Origin of the sequence: uncultured Reyranella sp. (assembly GCF_945957355.1) — a bacterium.
Classification (GTDB): domain Bacteria; phylum Pseudomonadota; class Alphaproteobacteria; order Reyranellales; family Reyranellaceae; genus Reyranella.
In genome coordinates this window covers 157108-176781 of the sequence record NZ_CAMFKM010000007.1, presented here as the reverse complement: position 1 = coordinate 176781, position 19674 = coordinate 157108, and the positions used below count along the sequence as shown (strand labels likewise).

Annotated in this window: 20 protein-coding genes; 10 read left to right on the top strand and 10 right to left on the bottom strand. The window is 66.6% G+C overall.

The window, feature by feature from the left end; genetic code table 11:
- Window positions 1-17 precede the first annotated feature (17 nt).
- Genes Q0Q48_RS14000 through Q0Q48_RS13955 form a run of 10 tightly spaced genes read left to right on the top strand, consistent with a single transcriptional unit; the run spans window position 18 to window position 9668 of the window.
- Window positions 18-1025, top strand: coding sequence for a BMP family ABC transporter substrate-binding protein (locus tag Q0Q48_RS14000; RefSeq protein ID WP_295138579.1), 1008 nt, complete (start codon window positions 18-20; stop codon window positions 1023-1025).
- Window positions 1022-2548, top strand: a complete 1527-nt coding sequence (locus tag Q0Q48_RS13995; protein ID WP_295138835.1) for an ABC transporter ATP-binding protein — start codon at window positions 1022-1024, stop codon at window positions 2546-2548. Before Q0Q48_RS14000 ends, Q0Q48_RS13995 begins: the two co-directional genes overlap by 4 nt.
- Window positions 2545-3642 (top strand): ABC transporter permease, encoded by a 1098-nt coding sequence (locus Q0Q48_RS13990; RefSeq protein WP_295138577.1) that lies wholly within the window; start codon window positions 2545-2547, stop codon window positions 3640-3642. The genes Q0Q48_RS13995 and Q0Q48_RS13990 overlap by 4 nt, the downstream gene beginning before the upstream one ends.
- Window position 3643: 1 nt before the next feature.
- Complete coding sequence (locus Q0Q48_RS13985) at window positions 3644-4564, top strand: ABC transporter permease (protein WP_295138575.1); 921 nt, start codon at window positions 3644-3646, stop codon at window positions 4562-4564.
- Between the two features lies 1 nt (window position 4565).
- Window positions 4566-4955 (top strand): cytidine deaminase, encoded by a 390-nt coding sequence (locus Q0Q48_RS13980; protein WP_295138573.1) that lies wholly within the window; start codon window positions 4566-4568, stop codon window positions 4953-4955.
- A 2-nt stretch (window positions 4956-4957) separates the two neighbouring features.
- A complete protein-coding gene (locus Q0Q48_RS13975; RefSeq protein WP_295138571.1) occupies window positions 4958-5749 on the top strand; it encodes a purine-nucleoside phosphorylase in 792 nt (263 codons plus the stop codon).
- A gap of 1 nt (window position 5750) precedes the next feature.
- Complete coding sequence (gene deoA, locus Q0Q48_RS13970; protein WP_295138569.1) at window positions 5751-7073, top strand: thymidine phosphorylase; 1323 nt, start codon at window positions 5751-5753, stop codon at window positions 7071-7073.
- On the top strand, window positions 7070-7861 hold the full coding sequence (locus Q0Q48_RS13965) for a phytanoyl-CoA dioxygenase family protein (protein ID WP_295138567.1): 792 nt from the start codon (window positions 7070-7072) through the stop codon (window positions 7859-7861). Before deoA ends, Q0Q48_RS13965 begins: the two co-directional genes overlap by 4 nt.
- Window positions 7858-8817 carry an adenosine deaminase gene (gene add, locus Q0Q48_RS13960; RefSeq protein WP_295138565.1) on the top strand — a complete coding sequence of 320 codons (960 nt, stop codon included), beginning with the start codon at window positions 7858-7860 and terminating at the stop codon, window positions 8815-8817. Before Q0Q48_RS13965 ends, add begins: the two co-directional genes overlap by 4 nt.
- Entirely contained in the window at window positions 8814-9668 is an 855-nt protein-coding gene (locus Q0Q48_RS13955; protein ID WP_295138563.1) for an HAD family acid phosphatase, read from the top strand. Before add ends, Q0Q48_RS13955 begins: the two co-directional genes overlap by 4 nt.
- A 102-nt stretch (window positions 9669-9770) precedes the next feature.
- On the opposite strand, the gene ugpC is transcribed toward Q0Q48_RS13955, so the two are convergent.
- The 10 genes from ugpC to Q0Q48_RS13905 form a co-directional block, all read right to left on the bottom strand.
- On the bottom strand, window positions 9771-10862 hold the full coding sequence (gene ugpC, locus Q0Q48_RS13950) for a sn-glycerol-3-phosphate ABC transporter ATP-binding protein UgpC (protein ID WP_295138561.1): 1092 nt from the start codon (window positions 10860-10862) through the stop codon (window positions 9771-9773).
- 6 nt (window positions 10863-10868) lie between these two features.
- Window positions 10869-11720, bottom strand: coding sequence for a carbohydrate ABC transporter permease (locus tag Q0Q48_RS13945; protein WP_295138559.1), 852 nt, complete (start codon window positions 11718-11720; stop codon window positions 10869-10871).
- A 16-nt stretch (window positions 11721-11736) separates the two neighbouring features.
- Entirely contained in the window at window positions 11737-12666 is a 930-nt protein-coding gene (locus Q0Q48_RS13940; protein ID WP_295138557.1) for a carbohydrate ABC transporter permease, read from the bottom strand.
- A 28-nt stretch (window positions 12667-12694) separates the two neighbouring features.
- A complete protein-coding gene (locus tag Q0Q48_RS13935) occupies window positions 12695-14014 on the bottom strand; it encodes an extracellular solute-binding protein (protein WP_295138555.1) in 1320 nt (439 codons plus the stop codon).
- A gap of 130 nt (window positions 14015-14144) precedes the next feature.
- Complete coding sequence (locus tag Q0Q48_RS13930) at window positions 14145-14627, bottom strand: Dps family protein (protein ID WP_295138553.1); 483 nt, start codon at window positions 14625-14627, stop codon at window positions 14145-14147.
- Between the two features lie 67 nt (window positions 14628-14694).
- On the bottom strand, window positions 14695-15912 hold the full coding sequence (locus Q0Q48_RS13925) for an adenylate/guanylate cyclase domain-containing protein (protein ID WP_295138551.1): 1218 nt from the start codon (window positions 15910-15912) through the stop codon (window positions 14695-14697).
- Window positions 15913-15927: 15 nt separating this feature from the next.
- Window positions 15928-16905, bottom strand: coding sequence for an oligopeptide/dipeptide ABC transporter ATP-binding protein (locus Q0Q48_RS13920; RefSeq protein ID WP_295138548.1), 978 nt, complete (start codon window positions 16903-16905; stop codon window positions 15928-15930).
- Window positions 16898-17875, bottom strand: coding sequence for an ABC transporter ATP-binding protein (locus Q0Q48_RS13915; RefSeq protein WP_295138546.1), 978 nt, complete (start codon window positions 17873-17875; stop codon window positions 16898-16900). The genes Q0Q48_RS13920 and Q0Q48_RS13915 overlap by 8 nt, the downstream gene beginning before the upstream one ends.
- 10 nt (window positions 17876-17885) lie before the next feature.
- Window positions 17886-18740 (bottom strand): ABC transporter permease, encoded by an 855-nt coding sequence (locus tag Q0Q48_RS13910; RefSeq protein WP_295138544.1) that lies wholly within the window; start codon window positions 18738-18740, stop codon window positions 17886-17888.
- Complete coding sequence (locus Q0Q48_RS13905; RefSeq protein ID WP_295138542.1) at window positions 18737-19672, bottom strand: ABC transporter permease; 936 nt, start codon at window positions 19670-19672, stop codon at window positions 18737-18739. Before Q0Q48_RS13905 ends, Q0Q48_RS13910 begins: the two co-directional genes overlap by 4 nt.
- Window positions 19673-19674: the final 2 nt, after the last annotated feature.

The following is a 19674-nucleotide window of genomic DNA, read 5'->3' as shown; positions in this document are numbered from 1 at the left end:
ACAACATGGGAATGGTAATGAAACGCTGGGTTGGCTCCCTGATCTCCGTGCTGGCGGCCCTGGGCCTCGCTGCCATCGCGCACGCACAGACCGTCGCCATCAAGCCCGCCGTGGTCTTCAGCACCGGCGGCAAGTTCGACAAATCGTTCAACGAGGGAGTCTGGCAGGGCGCCGAGCGGTTCAAGAAGGAGACGAACATCGCCGTCGCGGAGTTCGAGCCCAGCAACGAGACCCAGTTCGAGCAGGCGCTGCGGCGCTTCGCCCAGCGCGGCCAGGATCCGATCATCGCGGTCGGCTTCGCGCAGGCGGTCGCTCTCGACAAGGTCGCCCGGGAATTCCCCAACATCCACTTCACCGTGATCGACAGCGTGGTGGACCTGCCCAATGTCCAGTCGGTCGTGTTCAAGGAACAGGAAGGCTCCTTCCTTGTTGGCGTGCTGGCGGCGATGGCCTCGAAGACCGGCAAGATCGGGTTCGTGGGCGGCATGGACATTCCGCTGGTGCGCCGCTTCCAGTGCGGCTTCGAGCAGGGCATCAAGTACGCCAGTCCCAATGCGGAGCTGATCACCAACATGACCGGGACGACCCCGGCTGCCTGGAACGATCCGGGCCGCGGCGCCGAGCTGGCCAAGGGCCAGTTCGACCGTGGGGTCGACGTCGTCTATGCCGCCGCGGGCAGCACCGGGCTGGGTATCCTCCAGGCGGCCAAGGACCGCGGCAAGCTCGGTATCGGCGTCGACTCCAACCAGAATCATCTGCATCCCGGCAACATGCTGACCTCGATGCTGAAGCGCGTCGATCTCGCGGCCTACGACAGCTTCAAGGCCGCGAGGAACAAGGAGTGGAAGGGCGGCGTGCAGGTGCTGGGCCTCAAGGAAGGCGGCGTCGACTGGGCGCTCGACAAGGACAACGAGAAGCTCATCACGCCGCAGATGAAGGCCGCGGTCGAGGCCGCGAAGGCTGGCATCATCTCGGGCCAGATCGTCGTCCACGACTATATGAGCAACAATTCGTGCAAGAGCTGACGGCCGACGCTGCCATCGAGCTTCGGGGAATCGAAAAGTCGTTCGGCAGCGTGCACGCGGTGCGCGGCGCCTCGCTGCGGGTGGAACGCGGCAGCATCACCGGCATCGTCGGTGAGAACGGCGCCGGCAAGTCGACCCTGATGAGCATCCTCTACGGACTCCATCGCGCCGATGCGGGCGAGATCCTGATCGATGGAAAGCCGGTCGAGATGGCGAGTCCGCGCGACGCCATCGACCACGGCATCGGCATGGTCCACCAGCATTTTATGCTGATCGACAGCTTCACCGTTCTGGAAAACCTGATCCTGGGCGCCGAAGGCGGGGCGCTGCTGGCTGGCGGACTCGCGGCGGCGCGGGCCGAGCTGGGCCGGCTCGCCGGTGAATATGGCCTGGCCGTCGATCCCGATGCGCGCGTTGGCGACCTGTCGGTGGGCGAACAGCAGCGCGTCGAGATCCTCAAGGTGCTTCTCCGCGGCGCACGCATCCTCATCCTGGACGAGCCCAGTGCCGTGCTCACGCCGCAGGAGACCGATCGGCTGCTGCAGATCCTCCGCCTGTTGCGCGACCGCGGTGTCACGGTCGTGCTGATCACGCACAAGCTGCGTGAGATCCTGGCCGTCACGGACAAGGTGATCGTCATGCGCCGCGGCGAGGTGGTGGCGGAGCGGCGGACGGCGGAGACGCGGGCGGATGAACTCGCCGCATTGATGGTCGGCCGCAAGGTGCGCTTCGATCTCGACAAGGGACCGTCACGGCAGGGCGAGACGATGCTGGCGGCGCGACACCTGTCGCTGGTCGATGGCCGCGGCATCCGCCTGCTCGACGACATCTCGCTCGAGGTGAGGGCGGGGGAGATCGTGGGCATCGCCGGCGTTTCCGGCAACGGCCAGACCGAATTGCTGCAGGTCCTTTCGGGTATCCGGCCGCCAACCGGCGGCGAGATGGAAGTGTGCCGGCGCAAGGTTGACGCCGCCCACCCGGCCGATCCGGCCGAAATGCGCGCTCTGGGTGTCGCCCATGTGCCGGAAGACCGGCTGCGGCAGGGGCTGGTGCCGGACTTCCTCGCGTCGGAGACTTCGATCCTCGGCTATCAGGATCGCGAGCCGTTCTGCCACAACTACCTCATGGACGGGCCCGCGGTCGGCAAGTACTGCGCCGATCTCATGGAGCGCTTCGACGTGCGGCCGCGCACGCCGGGCCTGCGCTCGGCGAACTTCTCGGGCGGCAACCAGCAGAAGCTGATCCTGGCGCGCGAGATGGCGCGCAATCCCAAGGTGCTGCTGGTGGGGCAGCCGACGCGCGGCGTCGATATCGGCGCCATCGAATTCATCCGTCGCGAGCTGATCAGGAGCCGCGATGCCGGCTGCGCCGTGCTGGTCGTATCGGTCGAGCTGGAGGAGATCCTGTCGCTGGCCGACCGCATCCTGGTGATGTTCGGCGGCCGCATCGTGGGCGAGGTGGCGGCCGGCGAGGCGGACGAGCGTGCCCTGGGCCTGATGATGGCGGGTGCGCGAGCGGCATGAGTGCATCGCGCCGTCCGCTGCCGGGCTGGGTCGAGGTCGGCCTGCTGCCGCTCGCCAACATCGCGATGGCGTTTTTCCTCGTCGGGTTGATCGTGGCGATCATCGGTGTCGATCCCTTCCATGCGCTGAAGCTGCTGGTCCTGGGCGCCGTGGGCTCCTCCGAGTCGATCGGCTACACGCTCTACTACGCCACCAATTTCATCTTCACCGGCCTCGCCGTCGCGGTCGCCTTCCATGCCGGCCTGTTCAACATCGGCGGTGAAGGGCAGGCCTATATCGGCGGGCTGGGCTGCGGCCTCGCCGTGCTGGCGCTCGACCGCTATCTGCCGGGGCCGCTCATGGTCCCGCTTGCCATCCTGGCCTCGGCGGCCTTCGGTGCGGCGTGGGCCGCCATTCCCGCCTGGATGCAGGCCTGGCGCGGCAGCCACATCGTCATCACCACCATCATGTTCAACTTCGTGGCCTCGGCCCTGATGGTCTACCTGATGGTGAACGTGCTGATCGCGCCGGGCTCGATGACGCCGCAGAGCCGCGGCTTCGCCGCCTCCGCTTCGGTGCCGTCGATGCAGGCCGCGCTGCAGTGGATCGGCATCGCGGTCGCGCCGTCGGCGCTCAACCTGTCGCTGCTGCTGGCGCTTCTGGCGTGCGCCGGCATCTGGATCTTCCTGTGGCATACGCCATGGGGCTACGGGCTGCGTACCATGGGGCAGAATCCGGAAGCGGCCCTTTACGCAGGCACCAACCTGAAGCGCACGACCATGCTGGCCATGTGCCTGTCCGGCGCGCTGGCCGGCGGCGTCGCGGTCAACGAACTGCTGGGCGTGCATCACCGGCTCGTGCTCGATTTCGCCGCCGGCTACGGCTTCACCGGCATCGCCGTGGCGCTGATGGGACGGGGCCATCCGCTGGGCATCGTTCTGGCGGCGCTGCTGTTCGGCGCGCTGCAGCAGGGCGGAGCCGAACTGAATTTCGAGATTCCCACGATCACCCGCGAGATGGTGGTGGTGATCCAGGGGCTGGTGATCCTGTTCTCGGGCGCGCTCGTCCACCTGCCGCGGCCGTGGCTGCAGGCGCTGTTCGCGCGAAAAGGCTGAGATGGAGGAGACGCTCACCCTCGTCGTCGCGACGCTCGCCGCCACCCTGAGGGTGGCGACGCCGCTGGTGCTCTGCGCCATGGGCGGGCTGTTCTCCGAGAAGAGCGGCATCATCGATGTCGGGCTCGAAGGCAAGATGCTGATGGCGGCGTTCTTCGCGGCGGCCACGGCATCGCTCACCGGCTCCGCCTGGGCCGGCGTCGGCGCCGCGATCCTGGCCGCCGAGATGTTTGCGCTGCTGCACGGCTTCGCCTGCATCACCCATCGCGGCAACCAGGTCGTGAGCGGCATCGCGATCAACATCCTGGCGATGGGCCTCACCGTGGTGCTGGGCACAGCGTGGTTCGGGCGCGGGGGCCAGACGCCACCGCTGGCCGGGATGGAGCGTCTCAACCCGATCTTCTTCCCGGTCGCTGGCGACAACATCCTGGTCTATGTCGCGCTTCTCTCCGTGCCCTTCGCCTGGTGGGTGATCGAGCGCACGCGCTTCGGCCTCCGGCTGCGCGCCGTGGGCGAGGTGCCGCTGGCGGTCGATGCCGCCGGCATTTCCGTGTCGTGGCTGCGTTACCGCGCGGTGCTGATCTGCGGCCTGTTCGCCGGCCTGGCGGGTGCCTACCTGTCGATCGCGCAGAATGCCGGCTTCAGCCGCGACATGACCGCAGGGCAGGGCTTCATCGCCCTGGCGGCCATCATCTTCGGGCGCTGGCGGCCGGTGCCGGCCTTCGCGGCCTGCCTCGCCTTCGGCCTGCTCGATGCGATCGCCATCCGCCTGCAGGGCGTGAAGCTGCCCGGTATCGGCGAAGTCCCGGTGCAACTGATCCAGGCTTTGCCCTATCTTCTGACACTATTCCTGCTGGCCGGCTTCATCGGCCGCACCGTCGCGCCGAAGGCGGCCGGCGTGCCTTACGAGAAGGAGCATTGAGATGAACGACCTTCTCCATATGGCGCAGCGCATGATGCTGCGCGCCCATGCGCCCTATTCGAAATTCCATGTCGGTGCCGCGCTGCGCGCCGAGGACGGCTCGATCCATGGCGGCTGCAACGTCGAGAACGCGGCCTATCCGCAGGGGCTCTGTGCCGAAGCAGGTGCCATCGCCGCCCTGGTCGCGGCGGGTCACAAGCGCATCCTCGAATGCGTCGTGGTCGGGCCCGGCCCGGAAGTCATCACGCCCTGCGGCGGCTGCCGGCAGAAGCTGCGCGAGTTTGCCGGAGACGACGTCCAGGTCCATCTCTGCGGTCCCGATGGGCTGCATCGCACGGTGACCCTGGGGCAGCTCCTGCCGATGTCCTTCGGCCCCCAGCATTTCGCCTGACCGTGAGCGACGTTCTCGGGCGCGCAGCGCCGGGGTACCGGCCGAAGGTCGCGTTGATCCTGGGCTCGGGCCTCGGTGGCTTCGTCGAGGAAGTCACGGCGATCGCCACGATTCCCTACGCCGATCTGCCAGGCTTCCCGCAGCCGACCGTCGGCGGCCATGCGGGTCGTCTGGTGCTGGGTCATGTCGGCAAGACGCCTGTCGCGGTGCTGCAGGGCCGAGCGCATTACTACGAGCGCGGCCGGGCCGACGAGATGAAGGGCGCCATCGAGGCAATGGCCGGCCTGGGCTGCGAGACCCTGGTGCAGACCAATGCGGCCGGCAGCCTGCGCCTTGACATGCCGCCGGGCTCGGTGATGGCGATCAGCGATCACATAAATTTCGCCGGCATCAATCCGCTGTTCGGCGTGACAACGGGCGATCGCCGTTTCGTCGACATGGTCGATGCCTACGATCCGACATTGCGGTCCAAGCTGCTGGAAGCGGCCAAGGCCGCGAACGTGATGTGCCATGAGGGCGTCTACATCTTCTTCAGCGGGCCGAGCTTCGAGACGCCGGCCGAGATCCGCGCCGCGCGTGTGCTGGGCGCCGATGCCGTGGGCATGTCGACGGCTCCCGAGACCATCCTGGCGCGCTATGCCGGCCTCAAGGTCGCAGCCCTGTCGCTGGTGACGAACTACGCCGCGGGCCTCGTGCCGGGCACGCTGGCCCATGAGCAGACCCTCTCGGTGGCGGCCGCGGCAGGCGACAAGGTGCGGCGCGTTCTGCGCACCTTCCTCGAACGCTGCGCCTGACATGCTGCCGCAGGAGATCATCCGCCGGAAGCGCGACGGGCACGAACTAACGCCAGAGGAGATCGCCTTCGTCGTGCGCGGCATCCACGACGGCGGTTTGAGTGAGGGCCAGGTCGCGGCCTTTGCCATGACCGTGTTCTTCCGTGGCATGACCGTGCCGGAGCGTGTCGCGCTGACGCTCGGCCTCGCGCGCTCGGGCATCATGCTCGACTGGCGCGACCTCGACCTGCCCGGCCCGGTGCTGGACAAGCATTCGAGCGGCGGCGTCGGCGACAAGGTGAGCCTGATGCTGGCGCCCATCGTGGCCGCCTGCGGCGGCTTCGTTCCCATGATTTCGGGTCGCGGTCTCGGCCATACCGGCGGCACGCTCGACAAGCTTTCCGCCATCTCCGGCTACAACGTGCAGCCCGACATCACCACGTTCCGTCGGGTCGTGCGCGAGGTCGGCTGCGCGGTGATCGGCCAGACCGACGATCTGGCGCCGGCCGACCGGCGTCTCTATGCGACCCGCGACGTCACCGGCAGCGTCGAATCGATCCCGCTGCTGGTGAGCTCGATCCTCAGCAAGAAGGTCGCCGAGGGGCTGGACGGGCTGGTGATGGACGTGAAGTGCGGCTCCGGCGCCTTCTGCGACACCGAGGAGATGGCGCGCGATCTTGCCCGAAGCCTGGTCGATGTCGCCAACCGTGCCGGGCTGCCGACCGTGGCGCTGATCACCGACATGGACAGGGTGCTGGGCCGCGAGGTCGGTAATGCCCTCGAAGTCGTGGAAACCGTGGCCTATCTCACGGGAAGCGGCGTGCGCGAGCCGCGCCTGCACGAGGTCACAATGACGCTGGCGGGCGAGATGCTGGCGCTGGGTGGACTGGTGGCGGATGTCGGCGAGGGCCGGGCCAGGGCCGAGGCCGCGCTCGTCGACGGGCGCGCTGCCGAGACTTTCGCCCGCATGGTCTCGGCCCTGGGCGGACCCGGCGATTTCCTCGAACATGGCGCCCGCTATCTCGGCCGCGCCCCGGTGGTGAAGGCCTGTACGGCCGAGCGATCCGGCCATGTCGTCGGAATGAATGCCCGCGAGGTCGGCATTGCCGTCGTCGAACTGGGCGGCGGCCGCCGGCACGCCGACGATGCCATCGATACATCGGTCGGCCTCACCGGGTTCGTCGATGTCGGGCGGCAGATTCGGAGCGGCGAGCCGCTTTGCCTCGTCCATGCCGCCAGCGAGGCCGATGCCGACGCGGCGATTTCCTTGATACGCCGCGCCGTGCGCATCGAAGAGGAGGCGCCGCCCGAGAGGCCTGCGATCCTCGAACGGGTCGCGCTGTGATCGACCTCGACGCCTATGCACGAGACGGTTTCGCGATCCTGCCGGATTTCGTCCCGATCGAGGACTGCGAGGCTCTCGAGGCGCGCGCTGCCGAACTCGTGGCCGGATTCGAGCCGGCGGGCGCACCCACGGCTTTCTCGACCGTCGATCAGGCCCATGCGAGGGACCGCTACTTTCGCGAATCGGGCGGTGCCATCCGCTTCTTCGTCGAGGCGGAGGCGCCGGGCCAGCTGAACAAGATGGGGCACGCGCTCCATGACCTGGATCCGGTGTTCGACCGCTTTTCGCGCCAGCCGCGGCTGGCCGCGCTCGCGGAGGCCCTTGGCCTCCAAGAGCCGCTCCTGCTGCAGTCGATGTACCTGTTCAAGCAGCCGCATGTCGGTGCCGAGGTCGGCTGGCACCAGGACGCGACCTTCCTGCGTACCGAACCGGCCAGCGTCATCGGCTTCTGGATCGCCCTCGACAATGCCGACCGGAGCAATGGGTGCCTGGTCGCGCTGCCGGGTGCCCATCGCGGACCGTTGCGCCAGTGGTTCGGCTATCGGGACGGCGAACTCGTCACCCGGACGCTCGATGCCACGCCCTGGCCGGAGGTCGAGCCGGTTGCGCTGGAAGTCCGGCGCGGTACCCTGATCGTCCTGCACGGGCTCCTGCCCCATGCCAGTACCGCCAACCGTTCGTCGCGGCCGCGTCATGCCTACAGCTTGCACCTGATCGACGCTCGGGCCGATTATCCGAAGGACAACTGGCTGCAACGACCCGACCTGCCGCTCCGAGGATTTGCGTGATTCCCAAGGCTGAAATCCATTGCCATCTCGAAGGCTCGATTCCGCCGAAGCTGGCCGTCGAACTGGCCGAACGAAACGGCCTCATCCTGCCGCCCAACCTGTTCGACGAGAAGGGGCATTACGCCTGGAAGGATTTCTGGAGCTTCCTCGACTCCTACGACCGCGTCTGTACGGCTCTCAAGAAGCCGCGTGACTTCCGTGATGTGATCTACAGCTACCTCGCCGGGGCGGCACGCGAGGGCGCGGTCTATGTCGAGATGTTCTGCTCGCCCGAGCGGCCGGCCGCGCTCGGCATCTCCTATGTGCAGTGGCTCGAGGCGCTGGCGCAGGGCATCGACGACGCACGGCGCGAGTTCGGCATCGTCGGTCGCATCATCATCATCTGCATCCGCCATCTCGGACCGGAGCGGGCAGAAGCGATGGTCCGTGCCATGCTGGCCGAGCCGCATCCCTATGTGGTGGGCTTCGGCATGGGCGGCGACGAGGCCAAGTTCGCGCCGGCCGATTTTGCGCCGGCCTACCGCCTCGCGCACGACAACGGCTACGGCTGCACCGTCCATGCCGGCGAGGTCGTGGGTCCGGAGAGCGTATGGGCCGCGATCCGCGACCTGCCCGTGACGCGCATCGGCCATGGCGTGCGCTCGGCGGACGATCCGGCGTTGATGGAGGAGCTGGCGCGGCGCGGCATCGTCCTGGAGGTCTGTCCGGGCAGCAACGTTGCGCTTGGACTCTATCCCGACCGGACCTCGCATCCTCTTCATCGGCTGATCGCGGCCGGCGTCAGGGTGACGCTGAACTCGGACGATCCACCCTTTTTCCATACGACGCTGGGCACCGAATACGACCTAGCCGGCCTCGACGAGGGGCACCTGCGCGGCATCGCCCGCACGACGATCGAGGCGTCTTTTGCCGATGCGGCGACCCGGCGGCTGTTGCTGGAGAGGATATCGCCATGAGCGCTCGCAAGTCCCTGATCCTCGCCCTTCTCCTCGCCGTCCTTTCCGGAGGCGCGGTCCGCGCTCAGGACGTTCCGCCGGCGCACGATCTGCTGCTGGCGAATCTGTGGATCCAGCGCGCCGTCGAATACAAGGCCAATGCGCTCACCGTGTACGCGCTGGCACGGATCCGCCTCGACGAGGCGCTGTCCGACAGGAATTGGACGGCGGCGCCGGGCGAGCAGACGGGCGATTTCCAGAACCTGCCGCCGGCCGTCGTGCTTGATGTCGACGAGACCCTGCTCGACAACTCGAAATATCAGGTCTGGCTGATGCGGGCGGACCAGAGCTTCAGCACGAAGAGCTGGAACCAGTTCTGCGCCGCCCAGATCTCGGCTGCGATTCCCGGAGCCGTCGAATTCACGAAGTATGCCGAGGCGAAGGGCGTGAAGGTCTTCTACGTCACCAACCGCGGCGCCGAGACCGAGAAGGACACGCGCGAGAACATGGCGAAGCTCGGCTTTCCCATGGGCGGAAACGTCGACACGTTCCTGATGCAGGGCGAGAAGCCCGAATGGACCGGCGCCAAGAGCGCCCGCCGCGCCGCGATCGCGAAGGACTATCGCATCCTGCTGAACATCGGCGACAATCTCGGCGATTTCGACGACCGCTACCGCAGCAGCGAGAGCGACCGGGTGAAGGTGTTCGAGGCGGCCATGCCCTACTGGGGCAAGCAGTGGCTGATGCTGGCCAACCCGACTTACGGTTCGTTCGACACGTCGCCCTACGGCCACGACTTCAAGAAGCCGCGCGGCGAGCAGCGCAAGGCGAAGTGGGACGTGTTGGAGTCGTGGAGCGGGCCGACGCCTTAAGCGGGCAAGCATCCTCATTGGAGCGCGCCACTCCAGTGGCGCCCAAGCGCCGTCGATCAGCGAGGTATGAGCGCAACTGGAATTGCGCGCTCCCTTGATCACTCAGATCGCCGCCTCGGTCTCCGCGTCGAACAGGTGCAGGCGCTCGGGCTTCAGTGACAGGTGCAGCCGGTCGTTGCTGCGGATGCGCATCGTGGGCTCGACGCTGGCGACGACCGTTGCGGGACCGACCCGCGTGTCGAGCAGGATCTCCGAACCGAGCTGTTCCACGACCTCGACAGTGGCGTCGAAGCAGAGGTCGGGTGCGTCCCTGTCGGTCGCGATGTGCACGTCCTCCGGGCGGATGCCGAGCGTGACCGTGCGGCCGGCCCTGGCGCGGGCACGCGCGGCCTGGGGGCCAGGCAAGGTGAGGCGCAGGCCGGGCGCCTCGGCCACGACGGCGCCGTTGGTCTCGCCGAGCGTGGCCTCGATAAAGTTCATCGCCGGCGAGCCGATGAAACCCGCCACGAAGCGGTTGGCCGGCGTGTTGTAGAGTTCGAGCGGCTCGCCCACCTGCTGGACCCAGCCGTCCTTCATCACCACCACGCGGTCGCCGAGGGTCATCGCCTCGACCTGGTCGTGCGTCACGTAGATCGCCGTCGTGCCCAGCCGCTCGTGCAGCTTCTTCAGCTCCACCCGCATCTGCACGCGCAGCTTGGCGTCGAGGTTGGAGAGCGGCTCGTCGAACAGGAAGACCTTGGGATCGCGCACGATCGCCCGGCCGAGCGCAACCCTCTGGCGCTGGCCGCCGGAAAGCTGCCGCGGCTTGCGCTCCAGCAGGTTCTCGATGCCGAGGATGGCGGCAGCGCGCTTGATGCGGGTCTCGATCTCGGGTTTCGCGAATTTCCGCATCTTGAGACCGAAGGCCATGTTGCCGGCGACGCTCATGTGCGGATAGAGCGCATAGTTCTGGAAGACCATGGCGATGTCGCGATCCATCGGCGGGACCTCGTTCACCACCGAATCGTCGATCAGGATCTGGCCGGAGGTGATGGCCTCGAGCCCGGCCACCATGCGGAGCGTCGTCGTCTTGCCGCAGCCCGAGGGACCGACCAGGACCACGAACTCCTTGTCGCGGATCTCGAGGTCGACGTCCTTCACCACGTGGGTGACGTCGAACATCTTGTTGAGCTTGCGGATGCTGACCTCGGCCATGATGCGCTACCCCTTCACCGACCCGGTCAGGCCCGAGACGTAGTGTTCGACGAAGAATGAATAGACGATCGCCACCGGGATCGAGCCCAGCAGGGCGCCGGCCATCAGCGGTCCCCAGAAGAAGACGTCGCCGCGGATCAGCTCCGAGGTGACGCCGACGGGCACGGTCTTCTGATCCGGCGAGGAGAGGAAGACGAGCGCATAGATGAACTCGTTCCACGATAGCGTGAAGGCGATGATGCCGGAGGACAGGATGCCGGGCACGGCGACCGGGATGACGATGTAGACCATCGCCTTCCAGCGCGAGGCGCCGTCGATGCGAGCGCACTCCTCCAGTTCCTTCGGGATCGCCTTGAAGTAGCCCATCATCAGCCAGGTGCAGAAGGGGATCAGGAACGTCGGATAGGTGAGGATCAGCGACCAGGGCGTGTCGCCCAGCTGGAAGTTGCGGATGATCTCCGCCAGCGGGATGAACAGCAGCGTCTGCGGCACCAGGTAGGTGATGAAGATCGCGGTGCCGAGGCCGCCGGCATAGGGGAAGTTGAGGCGGGCGAGCGCGTAGCCCGCCAGCACGCCGCAGAACAGCGAGATCACCGTGGATACGAACGCGATCATCATCGTGTTCAGCATCCAGCGCATGAAATTGGTCTCTTCGAACAGATAGAGTATGTGCTCGATCGTCGGATTGTTCGTCCAGAACGGCATGTAGTTGACCGCGTTCCACGGCCGGTACAGCTCGCCGTCCGGCCGGAAGGTCGTGATGATCATCCAGTAGAACGGGAACAGCAGGACGAACACGAACAGGATCAGCGGGATGTTGTAGAAGACCCATCGCCGCCACAGCGCGCCTTCGATCATCGGCGGATCTCCCGGCTCATCTGGTTTCCACCCGGCGAATGTACAGGAGCTGCGCCACCACGATGATGAACAGGAAGGGAAACATCGCCAGCGAGATCGCGGCGCCTTCGGACAGCAGTCCCGTACCGATGCCGAGCTGGTAGGCATAGGTGGCGAAGAGGTGGGTGGCATTGGCCGGGCCGCCGCCGGTCATGACGTAGACGAGCTGGAAGTCGGCGAAGGTCTGGATCACCGAGAACAGTACGACCACCAGCGTGACTGGCATGAGCAGGGGCCACGTCACATGCCAGAAGCGCGACCAGGGCCGGGCGCCGTCGATGGCGGCAGCCTCGTGCAGTTCCGGGCTGATGGTCTGCAGGCCGGCCAGCAGGGTGATGGCGAAGAAGGGCACGCCGCGCCAGATGTTGATCACGATGATCGACGTCATCGCGAGATCGGGATCGCCGAGCCAGTTGATGCGCGTCGTGATCAGCCCGAGCTGGAACAGGGTCCAGTTGATGACGCTGAAGGTCGGGTCGAACATCCACTTCCAGGCGAAGGTCGACAGCACCGTCGGGATGATGAACGGCAGGAGAATGAAGGCGCGGATGATCGCCTTGCCCCTGAAGTGCCGGTTGAGCAGGATCGCCAGCCACAGGCCCAGCGCCAGCTTGAACACCGTTGTCACGCCCGTGTACCAGAACGTGTTCCATACGGTCGTGTGGAAGATGCTGTCGTTCCAGATCTTCTGGAAGTTCTTCAAACCGACGAAGTGGCCGGGGTCGCCGACGCGGGCACTGCTGAGCGACAGCAGCACGCCTTCGACGAACGGGTAGGCGATGAACAGGCCGAGCAGCACCGCCGTCGGCGTGAGAAGGGCGAGCGCCAGCCAGCGCTCGTCCTCGAGGCGTCGCAACCGCGCGGAGGGACGCTTGCCCTCCGCGCTTGCGAGTGCGGTAACAGCCATGATCCGGGCGCCGTCCGCGGGGCCGGGCTCAGACGTAGATCTTCTTGAGTTCGGCGTCGGCCCACTTCACCGCGTCCTCGGCGGGCATGCCCTGCACCGCCTTGGCGTACATGTCGGTGACGATGTACTTCGACAGGGCCTCGGCTGCCTTGGCATTGGGCGGTCCGGCATGGCCCGGCGCCTGGCCGAGCTTTGCCGCGACCTTGAACGGCGCCATGACGGGATCATCGGTCCAGACCTTGTGGCCTTCCCACTTCTCGGTGCAGGGCGTAGCGAAGCCCTTCTGCGAGACGAACCACTTCTCGAAGTTCTTCTCGGTGTGGATCCACTTCAGGAACTCCTTCGCGGGGTCCTGGTTCTTCGAGTACTTCATCAGCATGTGCGACTGCAGCAGATGGAACCCGAACTGCCCGGCCGGCCCCTTGGGCAGCGGCGAATGCAGGATGTCGGTATGCATCGGCGCGCCTTTCTCGGTCATGTACTGGGTGGGCTTGCGCAGCGTCTCGATGTAGATCGAGGCGCCGTTCAGCGTCGCCGAGATCGTCTGGGACAGGAAGGCGCGGTTGTTGTTGGTGTCGTCCCAGGCCAGCCCGCCCTCGTCATGCGCGTCTTTCCAAAAGGCCTGCATGAACTTGACCGAATCAAGCGTCTCCTTGCTGTTCATGATCACCTTGCCGGAGGGATCGACCTCCATGCCGCCCCATGACCAAAGATAGGGATAGGTGAAGCCCGGCGCGTCGCCGAACGTGTGGCCGAGCGTCTGGCCGATCGGCCGGCCCTTGGCCTTCAGCTTCTTGCCGACCTCGCGGTACTGTTCCCAGGTCTCGGGGAACTTCGCGGCGCCGGCTTCCTCGAACCACGACTTGCGATAGGCGATCATGCCGCCGATCACCGCCCAGGGCATGCCCATGAACATCTTGCCGTCGCTGCAGACGGCGCGGGCGTACTTGTACATCCCGCCTTGCGCCTTGCCGACGGCTTCGGCGATCTCGGTCAGGTCGACCACGCTGTTGGCGTACAGATAGGTCTGGTTGTTGAACGCCATGATCAGGTCGGGACCGGCCCCCGACTGGATGCCTGCGGTCACCCGCGGCTGCAGATCATTGCCGTTCACGGTCTCGAGATTGATCTTGATGCCCAACGCCTTCTCGGCCTCCGGCAGCATCTCCTTGCGGAGAAGAGCATCCGAGGCCGGCACGAAGTCGACCCACTTCAGCCAGTGGACCGTCCTCTGCTGGGCGAAGGCCGGCATGCGGCCCGTTGCGAGAATGGCGGCCATGCCGCCCATGGACGCAGCGGCAGCGCCGCCGGCAAGCTTAAGCACGCTACGACGCTTAGTCTTGGCCATGTTGTCCTCCCAGGACTGCCGCCTCGTTGGACGGCTTTTGAATTGCCGTCATCGTAGGCACCTGCGAGGACATGGCGCAAGCCGGGATACGGAATTTTTACGAGCGATACTGAATATCGCCTGACGATTCCTATTCCAGCAGGGAGCGCAGCATCCAGGCCGACTGTTCGTGCACGGTGAGGCGCTGCGTCAGCAGATCGGCTGTCGGCTCGTCGCCGGCCTTGTCGGCCACCGGGAAGATGCCGCGGGCGGTGCGCGCCACCGCCTCGTGGCCGGTGACCAGGATGCTCACCATCTCCAGCGCCTTCGGTGGTTTGGCTGGTGCGTCGGCGAGCGAGCTCAGCTTGCCGAACTGGCCATAGGAGCCGGGGGCGGGGTAGCCCAGCGAGCGGATCCGCTCGGCGATCGGGTCGACCGCGTTCCAGAGCTCCGTGTACTGGGTCATGAACATCGTATGGAGCGACGTGAACATCGGCCCCGTGACGTTCCAGTGGAAATTGTGGGTCGTGAGATAGAGCGTGTAGGTGTCGGCCAGCAGGTGGCTGAGGCCCTCGGCGATCTTCTTGCGGTCCGCTTCCTTGATGCCGATCGAGATGGCGGGTGTCCTGGCCATGGGCTGCTCCTCTGAAGTCAGGCCGCGAACGTAGCAGCGTCCGTGATATCGGCAATCATACGAAAGTTCAGAGTAGCCCGGGATCGATGGTGAACAGGTCCTGCGCCCTGCCGACGCCGCGCAGGGCGAAGCGGCCGACGGAGACCAGGCGGGCGCGTTCCTCCGCGGGAAGGGTCTCCGCGAAAGTCGATGAGACGAGAAGGGGACGGTCGACCGAGCGGCACATCGAGGCGATGCGGCTGGTCTCGTTGACGGCGGGACCCACGACCGTGAAGTCGAGGCGGTCCAGGCTGCCGATGTTGCCGTAGAAGACCTCGCCGATATGCAGGCCGATATAGACATTGGTGATCGGATGCTCTTCGGCCTGGCGGCGATCGTTCAGCTCTTTCATGCGGACACGCAGGTTTTCCTCGGCGCGAAGCGCGCAGACGCAGGCTTCGGCCGGACTATCGGCGCGGAAGACCGCCAGCGTGCCGTCGCCGATCAGCTTCAGCACGTCACCGCCGGCCTCGTGGATCGAGGTGATCACCGCCTCGGCATAATCGTTCAGGAGCGGGATGATCTCGCTGGGTTTCGCGGTGTCGGTGATGGCGGTGTAGCTGCGCAGGTCGGAAAACCAGAGCGCTGCCTCGACCCGGTCGGCGACGCCGCGCTGGATGCTGCCCTCCAGCACGCGACGGCCGGCGTCGCGGCCGAGATAGACCTGGACCAGCGTGTCGGCGATGCGCGCCAGGGCGGCACTCTTGATCGCGAGCGCCAGCGCCGGCACCAGGCGGCGCAACGCGGCGATGTTGGCGTCGCTGAAGCCCCCGGAATGGCGCGTCGACCAGGCCGAATAGACGCCGTCCATGTCGCCGATCTTGGTGTTGCCGGCAAAGCGATGGATGAACACGATATAGTCGGTGTGGCCGGCATCCTTCATCTCCTGGATGACAGGAAAGTCCGGCTCCTCGCCGAAACCGACGCGGCGGCGCAATTCTTCTCCGCCGGTTTCCAACAGATGAAAGAATGGGCTGCGCTGCCAGGATTCGGCGGCGGGACCGCCCTGGTCGGTGCGTGCATAGTCCGTGGCCGCTTCTTCCTCGACGGAATCGTCACGCCAGCGATAGATGCGGCCTTCATGGACGGGATGCAGCGTGTCGATGAAGGACAGTGCCCGCGACACCATGAGGCCGGCCTCACGGCACTTCTCGCAGAATTCGCGCAGCAGCTCGCCTTCGTCGAGGCCGTCGAGGCCGCGGCGAAGGAGCCAGTCGAGAAGGATGTCGGTATCGAGAAGGGTCATGGGGCTATTGCCCCATCAACCCACGCGATCGCGGAAATGACAAGCCGCGCGATGGCCCGGTGAGACCTCGCCGAACGCCGGATACTCGGCCGTGCAGATGTCGGCCTTCAGCGGGCAACGCGGATTGAAATGGCAGCCTGAGGGTGGATTGAGTGCGCTGGCGATCTCGCCGCGCGCCTTGGCGTCGGCGCTGATGGCGGCGCGATGGAAAGGGTCGGGGATCGCGGCGATCAGGGCGCGCGTATACGGATGGCGCGGATTCTCGAAGATTTCCTGCCAGCCGCCCTGTTCGACGATGCGGCCGAGATACATGACGGCCACGCGGTCGCTGACATGCTCGACCACGCCGAGATCGTGGCTGATCATGATGTAGGCCAGCCCCATCTCATCCTTGAGTTCGAGCAGGAGGTTGATGATCTGGGCGCGAATCGAGACGTCGAGCGCCGACACCGGCTCGTCGCACAGCACCAGCTTCGGCTTCAGGATCAGGGCGCGGGCGATGCCGATGCGCTGGCGCTGGCCGCCGGAGAATTCGTGCGGATAGCGGTCGGCCTGCTCGGGGCGCAAGCCGACCTTGGCCATCATGTCGATCACCCGTGCCTCGACCTCGGCCTTGTCGGTGACGCCGTGCAGGCGCAGCGGATCGGCCAGGGTGCGGCGCACGGTCTGGCGCGGATTGAGCGAGGCGTAGGGGTCCTGGAAGACCATCTGCACCGTGCGCGCCATCCTCATGCGGTCGGGCGGCGTGTTGCCGGAAATCTGCTGCCCGTCGATGCCGATCGTGCCGCGCGTCGGCGGCAGCAGGCCCATGATGGCGAGCGCGAGCGTGGACTTGCCGCAGCCCGATTCGCCCACCAGTCCGAGGCACTCGCCGGGTTTCACGTCGAGCGTCACGCCGTCGACCGCCTTCAGGGTCTTGATCCCGCCGCCCAGCGCGTTGCCGACCTTGAAATGGACCGCCAGGTCGTCGAGCGAAAGCAGGCCGTCAGCCATGGTGATGGCACCTCACGAGTCCTTCGGCCGGCAGCGGCGTCGCCTCCGGCACGACCGTGCGGCAGATATCGGTAACGGCGGGGCAGCGCGGATTGAAGCGACAGCCAGGCGGATAGTTGGCGATCGACGGCACGACACCCGAAATCTCACGCAGCTTCTGGCGGCCGCGCTTCGCGCGCTCGCCGAGCCGCGGCAGGGAATCGATCAGGCCCTGCGTGTAGGGATGGCTCGGTCGCGCGAAGATCGAATCCGCCACCTGGCTCTCGACGATGCGGCCGGCATACATGACGGCTACCCGCTTGCACATGTTGGCGACAAGCCCGAGATCGTGGCTGATCATCAGCACGGCCGTGCCCTTGGCGGCGCAGAGTTCGGCCATCAGGTCGATGATCTCCGCCTGCACCGTGACGTCGAGCGCCGTGGTCGGTTCGTCGGCGACCAGCAGGTCGGGGCCGCAGGCGAGCGCAATGGCGATCATCACCCGCTGGCGCATGCCGCCCGAGAGCTGGTGCGGATAGTCCCTGATGCGCCGCTCGGGAGAGGGCACGCGGACCTGGCGCAGTGCGTCCTCGGCGCGGTCCATTGCCTCGTTCCAGCTGGCACCCTGATGCAGCACGAACATCTCGGCGATCTGCCGGCCGACCGGCGACAGCGGATTGAGCGCCGTCATGGGTTCCTGGAAGATCATGGCGATGCGCTTGCCGCGCAGCCGCCGCATCTCGGCGGCGGAGACGTTCTGGATCTCCTGGCCGTCGAGCACGATCTTGCCGCCCGCCAGCGACAAAGGCCGGCGCAGCAGGCCCATCACTGACAGCGCCGTGATGCTCTTGCCGCAGCCCGACTCGCCCACCAGCCCGAAGGCCTCGCCGCGCCCGATCTCGAACGACACATTCTCGACGGCGTTGTAGGTGACGCCGTCGCCGGCCAGCGCGATGCGCAGGTTCTCGACCTTGAGAAGGGGCGTGGTCATGCGCGTGCCCTCATCCGCGCCGCGTCGTCGACTGCGGATCGAGGTAGTCGCGCAGCCCGTCGCCCAGCAGGTTGAGGCCGAGCACGGTGAAGAAGATGGCGAGGCCGGGGAAGACCGAGAGCCAGGGCGCGGTGGTGATCTGGTCGCGCGCTTCCGACAGCATGCTGCCCCAGCTCGGGAAGGGGGGGCGGATGCCGAGGCCGAGGAACGACAGCGCCGCCTCGGAGAGGATGGCGCCACCCATGCCCAGGGTCGCGATCACGATCAGCGGCCCCAGGATGTTGGGCAGGATCTGCGTGAACATGATGCGCAGATCGCCATAGCCCAGGATGCGCGCCGCCTGGATGTAGCCCTGGCTCTTCAGTGACAGGACCTGGGCGCGCGCGATGCGACAGGAATAGGACCAGCTCGTGAGGCCGAGCGCGATGACGAGGCTGACGAGGCCGGGACCGAGGATCGCCATGATGGCGAGCGCGAAGACCAGCGACGGGATCGCGAGCATCAGGTTGGTGAGGCCGCTCACCAGATCGTCCCACCAGCCGCCCCAGTAGCCCGCGGTGAGGCCCAGCGTCACGCCGATCAGGCTGTTGCAGATCTGGCTGATGATGCCGACGCTCAGCGACACGCGCGCGCCCCACACGATGCGGGAATAGATGTCGCGGCCCTGCGCGTCGGTGCCGAAGGGGAATTCCCAGCAGGGCGGAATCTCGGCGTTCATCAGGTTGGCGTCGAGCACCGGGTCGGTGAGCGCGATCCACGGCGCCAGGATCGCCGAGGAGATGGCGATGGCCACCAGGCCGCCGCCGACCCAAAGGGAGGCGCCGCCCTTGAGGCGCAGGCGGGGAAGCTTGAGGGCGCGGCTCATCGGTACCGGATCCGGGGGTCGATCACGACATAGGCGATGTCGACCAGTGTGTTGATGACGAGGAAGAACAGCACGATCATCAGGATGCAGCCCTGGACCGTCGGCATGTCGCGCTGGAACACCGAGTCGACCATCAGCGAGCCGACGCCCGGCCAGGCGAACAGCTTCTCGACGACGACCGCCTGTCCCATCAGCGAGCCGAACTGCAGGCCCACGATCGTGATGACGAGGACCAGCGCGTTGCGCAGCACGTGCCATTCGACGACCCGGCGCTCGCTCATGCCCTTGCTGCGGGCGGTGCGGACGAAGTCGGCGTTGAGCACGTCGAGCACGGCGGCGCGCGTGGTGCGGGCGAGCAGGGCCATCGGCCCGACGCCCAGTGCGATCGCCGGCAGGATCAGGTTGCGCAGGCCGCCGTCGCCATAGCCGAAGCTCGGCAGCCACTGGAGTTTCAGTGCGAACAGGTACATCAGCATCAGGCCGAACCAGAACTGGCTGAGCGAGAGGCCGGAGATGGCGCCGACCATGGCGGCGGTATCGACCAAGCTTCCGGGCTTGAGCGCGGCGAGGAAGCCCAGGGTGACGCCGACCAGGATGGCGAAGGTCATGGCCGCGAGGACCAGCTTCAGCGACGGCCAGATGCGAACGGCCAGCATCTTGGTGACCGGCTCGCGCGTGCGGAACGAGGTGCCGAGATCGCCGGTGGCGGTGGCGGCTACGTATTTGGCGAAGCGCTCGACCAGCGGGTCGTCGAGGCCCATCTCCTTGCGCATGCGTTCCATGACCGCGGGGTCGATGGTCGAGCGGCCGTCCTCGTTCATGCCGGAGATGAAGCTGCCCGGCAGGACGGAGAAGAGCAGGAAGACGAGCGCCACGACGGCGAGCATCGTCGGGATGATGTTGGCGAGGCGGCGGCCGAGGACGAGGAGCATTG